The organism is Chryseobacterium sp. (assembly GCF_008014695.1).
GTDB lineage: Bacteria > Bacteroidota > Bacteroidia > Flavobacteriales > Weeksellaceae > Kaistella.
Genome location: NZ_VOXE01000006.1, coordinates 1 through 1,659, shown reverse-complemented (window position 1 = coordinate 1,659; position 1,659 = coordinate 1). Strand labels below are relative to the sequence as shown.

Genomic DNA, 1,659 nt, shown 5'->3' with positions numbered 1-1,659 from the left:
TCCGCTGCATTCCTCCAGAATGGCAGCAGCTTCCAGATTACGTCCTGTTCTGATGACCGCTCTGGCCATGGTGGCCGGAATGATTCCTATGGCGATGGGGATCGGGGAAGGTTCTGAGCAGGTTGCTCCGCTGGGCCGGGCAGCCATCGGTGGAATTATCGCCTCTACTGCCACCATCCTGCTAATCGTACCGCACTTTTTTGCATCCATGATGTCTAAAGCCGGTTTGGGCAATCCCTCTCTGGATGCCGAAGATGAAGCGAGTAAATTTTATGTGAAACCGGTAATTGTATCATCCTAAACCTTTACAAATGATTTTAAAAAAAATAAAACTGCTGATCCTGGGCCTTATCGTGTTGGGATTAGCTTCCTGTTCAGAAAAAAAAGTAAGCACATCCGCCGTTAAAGTGGTGAAACCCGCTCACTCACTAGAAACTGCAGAAATACAGAGCCTGAACCCGGTGTATCAGATTTCGGTCCCAGGGGAACTGAAGCCCTACGAATCGGTACAGATTTTTGCGAAAGTTCCCGGATTTATCCGGAAAATATATGCCGACAGAGGCTCTGTGGTTTCCAAAGGACAACTGCTTGCAGTGCTGGAAGCGCCTGAGATGAACCAGGATTACCTTTCAGACAAATCTTCGCAGCAGAAAATGCATACTGATTACCTTTATTCAAAGCAGGCCTATGATCGCCTGAAAGATGCTGCCAAAACCCGCGGAGCTGTTGCAGAGATTGAACTTGACCGGGCCAGAAGCCTGATGCAGAGTGCGAAAGCAGGATATGAAGCCTCTAAGGCCGGAACCGGCAGATCATCCCAGATGAACAGTTATCTGCGAATTACGGCGCCCTTCAGCGGAGTGATTATGGAAAGAAACCTGTCGGGCGGCGCGTTGGTCGGACCGAATTCCGGTGTTCCTATTTTCACCATTGCCCAGAAAAGCAAACTGCGGCTTACTGTATCGCTGCCCGAAAAACATGCAGCTTCAGTGAACAACATGATGGATGCCAGCTTCACCGTCAACTCAATTCCGGGTGAAAAATTCAAGGCGAGGCTCTCCCGAAACTCAGGCATGATCAGTCAGGGTGACCGGTCTTTAACACTGGAATTCGATGTTCAGAATACAGGTTCGGTGCTTCGCGGTGGTGAATATGCGCAGGTTCATCTGAACCTGAAAAGAAATGCAGCGACCTATTTTGTCCCGGAAAAAAGTGTTATGCGGACCCAGTCGGGAACTTTCGTGATGACCTATAACAATAACGAAGTGAAAAGGGTTCCCATAAAAGAAGGTATTTCCTACAACAACCTGACGGAAGTGTTCGGAGATCTGTATCCAAACGATAAAATATTAAAAAAACCTTCTGAAGAGATAGAAGAAGGAAAAGCAAAAACCCCTAAAAATAATTCATAATGAGTACCTTTTTAAACATAACAAAAACTGCGCTGCTTATGGCAGCACTCACCTTTTCCTTTTCCGGCAAAGCCCAGCTGTCACAAGAAAAATCGGAATCAAAAATCGTAATTAACAAAACCGAAGACAGAAAGAAGAGCGATCTTACTTTTGTAGATGAGAATGGCAGGAACATTTCTTTGTCTGAAATGAAAGGAAAGGTGGTCTTCATCAATTTCTGGGCGACCTGGTGCAGACCCTGTGTTGA

The 1,659-nt window shown here is 46.5% G+C and carries 3 protein-coding genes; all 3 read left to right on the top strand.

Annotation, left to right across the window (positions count from 1 at the left end; translation table 11 throughout):
• The coding region (locus FUA25_RS13180; protein WP_147757396.1) for an efflux RND transporter permease subunit at positions 1-301 on the top strand (301 nt) is incomplete at its 5' end.
• Positions 302-311: 10 nt separating this feature from the next.
• The gene (locus FUA25_RS13175; RefSeq protein WP_147757395.1) at positions 312-1,412 is read left to right on the top strand and encodes an efflux RND transporter periplasmic adaptor subunit; all 1,101 of its coding nucleotides are present in this window, start codon (positions 312-314) and stop codon (positions 1,410-1,412) included.
• Positions 1,412-1,659: TlpA disulfide reductase family protein (locus FUA25_RS13170; RefSeq protein ID WP_147757394.1), on the top strand; the 248-nt coding region annotated here is incomplete at its 3' end. The genes FUA25_RS13175 and FUA25_RS13170, both read left to right, overlap by 1 nt.

Excerpts from the sequence above, each read along its gene's own strand:
- FUA25_RS13175 (WP_147757395.1), top strand. The coding sequence starts at position 312 with ATGATTTTAAAAAAAATAAAACTGCTGATCCTGGGCCTTATCGTGTTG.